General features: G+C 43.4%; 3 protein-coding genes. All 3 read right to left on the reverse strand.

Annotated elements, in window-relative coordinates; all coding sequences use genetic code 11:
• Window positions 1-555, reverse strand: a 555-nt coding sequence (locus V7D75_RS14480) for an SDR family NAD(P)-dependent oxidoreductase (protein WP_333615132.1), incomplete at its 3' end; no start/stop codon positions are given.
• Window positions 556-815: 260 nt separating this feature from the next.
• The gene (gene clpX / locus V7D75_RS14485; protein ID WP_333615133.1) at window positions 816-2090 is read right to left on the reverse strand and encodes an ATP-dependent protease ATP-binding subunit ClpX; all 1275 of its coding nucleotides are present in this window, start codon (window positions 2088-2090) and stop codon (window positions 816-818) included.
• A gap of 147 nt (window positions 2091-2237) precedes the next feature.
• Window positions 2238-2867, reverse strand: coding sequence for an ATP-dependent Clp endopeptidase proteolytic subunit ClpP (gene clpP / locus V7D75_RS14490; RefSeq protein WP_068407788.1), 630 nt, complete (start codon window positions 2865-2867; stop codon window positions 2238-2240).
• Between the last annotated feature and the right edge of the window lie 510 nt (window positions 2868-3377).

Here is a 3377-nt window from a genome sequence, read left to right on the forward strand (position 1 = left end):
ATGACCATGTTCGTTAAATTGGCGTGCTTTGCTGTCTTTTTTACCAGTGTCAATTTCGCTTTCTTTGACGCTATTTTTAATCAAAGGTAAAAACGCCTTGGTGCCATAAACCACACCCCAAAAATTGATATCCATCACCCATTCAAGCTCGCCAATACTGCTGCCTTCAACGGAAGAGTAGAGCGCCACGCCTGCATTATTAAAGATAAAATTCACTTTACCATGTTCTGCCATCACGCTATCCGCCCACGCTTCGACGGCTTTATTGTCCGAGACGTCGAGTACGGTAGTGGTAACTTTGACATCATAGCCGACCAGTAGCTCCTTAGTCTGCGCCAATTGTTCAGGATTGATATCCGATAGCGCTAAATGGCAGCCCATTTTTGCTAAATGCAGGGCAAGCTCGCGCCCCATGCCAGAGCCTGCGCCAGTGATAGCGGCGACATGATTGGCATAATAAGGGGTGATATCGTGGTCTTGCTGCGAGGGAAAAGGCAGATGCTGACGTAGAGAGTTTGCTACTGCAGAGACATTGCTAGAAATGTGGTTGAGCATGATAAACAGTCCTTTGTATCATTGATTTGAAGAGTTTGATCGTCGATAAGGATAACGTATAAAAGTCGCTTTACCTTAGCATAATTTGTCCCTGTGGCTGCTATCGATTGATAAACGCAGCTGTCATTTTTAAACAGATTATAATGATAAAACACAGACATAAAAAAGCGCCTGAATAACTATCAGACGCTTTTTAAATCAATAGCCTGTTAAGCATATAGCCCGTCAAACATGATGAAGTGCTTTTACCCAATCATCACTTATGCAATTTTAGGGGTTTTGCCTTCGTTAATCACTTGCTCGTCAACCAATACTGTTTTGGCATTTTTCATCGATGGCAGCTCATACATGGTTTCAAGCAAAGCGTTTTCGACGATAGAGCGCAGACCACGCGCACCGGTTTTACGCTCCATGGCTTTTTTGGCAATCGCATCAAGCGCTTCTTTGGTAAACTCAATCTCAGCGCCTTCCATCTCAAACAGATATTTATACTGTTTTACTAAGGCGTTTTTCGGTTCTGTCAAAATCTGTACTAAAGCTTCTTCATCAAGCTCTTGAAGCGCAGCCAATACAGGCAGACGACCAATCAATTCAGGAATGAGACCAAATTTGATTAAATCTTCTGGTTCGACTTGCTGCAATAAATCAGAGCTGCGGCGGCTATCATCTTTTGAGCTGACATCGGCGTTAAAACCAATACCGCCTTTTTCCGTACGCTGCTGAATGACTTTATCAAGACCGGCAAACGCGCCGCCAACGATAATCAAGATATTGCTGGTATCGACTTGGATAAGCTCTTGCTGTGGATGCTTACGACCACCGTGTGGCGGGATAGCGGCAACCGTGCCTTCGATCAGTTTCAGCAATGCTTGCTGTACGCCTTCGCCCGACACGTCACGAGTGATAGAAGGGTTATCGCCTTTTTTGCTGATTTTATCAATCTCATCAATGTAGATGATGCCTTGCTCAGCTTTGCTGACATCATAGTCAGAGGCTTGCAGGAGCTTTTGCACGATGTTTTCAACGTCTTCACCGACATAACCGGCTTCCGTTAACGTCGTCGCATCGGCCATCGCAAATGGCACATCGAGCAAGCGTGCGAGTGTTTGCGCGAGCAAGGTTTTACCAGAACCCGTCGGACCAATCAGCAAGATATTACTTTTAGCCAATTCAACCATCGCATCATCAGCACCGATTTTGGCTTTTTTGCTGTCATTGGCTAGAGTTTGGCTGACTTTTAGGCGTTTATAATGGTTATAAACCGCGACCGCCAAGGCTTTTTTCGCCGCATCTTGGCCGATGACATATTCATCAAGTTTGGCACGCAGTTCTTTTGGCGTTGGCAGTTTTTTATTGACCCAAGAGGTATCAATGTCGCTGTCGTCGTCGCCATCTTCGGCGCTATCAGCAATCAGGTCCGTACATAGCTCGATACATTCATTACAGATATTGGCGTCGTCAGCGGCAATCAGCTGCTTTACTTCACTTTTTTCTTTGCCGCAAAACGAACAATGCGGGGTGTTATCTTCTGCCATATACAGGCACTCCTAAAATTTAATGCTTAGCAATATTTTGATTATGGACATGAGCGCCAAAGCGTAAGGCAGTGGATATATTTCTTCTACCGTATCGCATGTAGGCCACTGATGTTTTAAAGTCTTTTAAACGTTTATTATCAAAGCTTATAAAGAATCGGGGCGACGCTCTAATACTTCATCAACCAAACCGTATTCTTTGGCCTCTTTAGCATCTAACCAATAGTCACGCTCAACGTCTTTTTCAATTTTTTCAACCGGTTGACCGGTACGCTCAGCCAAAATCTCGTTCAAACGCGCACGGGTTTTTAGAATTTCACGCGCATTAATTTCGATATCGGTTGCTTGACCTTGCGCACCACCTGAAGGCTGGTGAATCATCACGCGCGAGTTGGCTAGGGCATAACGTTTGCCTTTTTCGCCCGCTGCCAGTAAGAATGAGCCCATGCTATACGCGCCGCCCATACAAATGGTTGAGACTTCAGGTTTGATAAAGTTCATGGTATCAAAAATAGCCAAACCTGCACTGACTGAACCGCCGGGCGAGTTGATATATAAATGAATGTCTTTATCAGGGTTTTCTGCTTCTAAAAATAATAGCTGCGCCACGATAAGATTGGCCATGTGGTCTTCAACTTGACCGGTCAAAAAGATAACGCGCTCACGTAATAGGCGTGAGAAAATATCAAACGAGCGTTCACCGCGCGCTGACTGCTCAACCACCATTGGAACCAATGCGGCTTGAGTCGTGCTTTGTACATTGTCATGCGCACTCATCAACATATCAAAATGCGGGTTAGCAGTGATGCGATCATAATCTGTCATAAAGATGTCCTGTTTATAAGTCCATAAAATAAAAAATAGAAGCTAGCTGTTGGCTACATTGTTGTTGATGATTATCATTGTAAACATTATCGCTTGGTAATAAAACCTACTAGAAAATAAAACCTATTCGCGCATATATTTTATTAAATTAATCCGGCGCCAAAATATACTTAATTAAGAAGATTGGCTCTGCCTGCTAAAATAGTGGCTAATAAATAATGGTCGTCGCTAGAAATAAGTGAGCCAATGGTAACTTTTTTATCAAAGCAATAGTAACGCTTTAATGTGACAAATGATAAACGACTCCCTATTAATAAGGCGTCTGTGCGCACTTATCAAGGGCAGCATGAATAATCTGTTTATAAAAAATGCTATATTCAAAATATCTTAAAAACGCCACGGTATTGCTGATATCAATTTTTCGTAGCCTCTGTCTGCGCAGGTACAGCAAGCAAGAAAAAT

The sequence above is a fragment of the Psychrobacter sp. genome (assembly GCF_036731945.1).
Lineage (GTDB): Bacteria > Pseudomonadota > Gammaproteobacteria > Pseudomonadales > Moraxellaceae > Psychrobacter.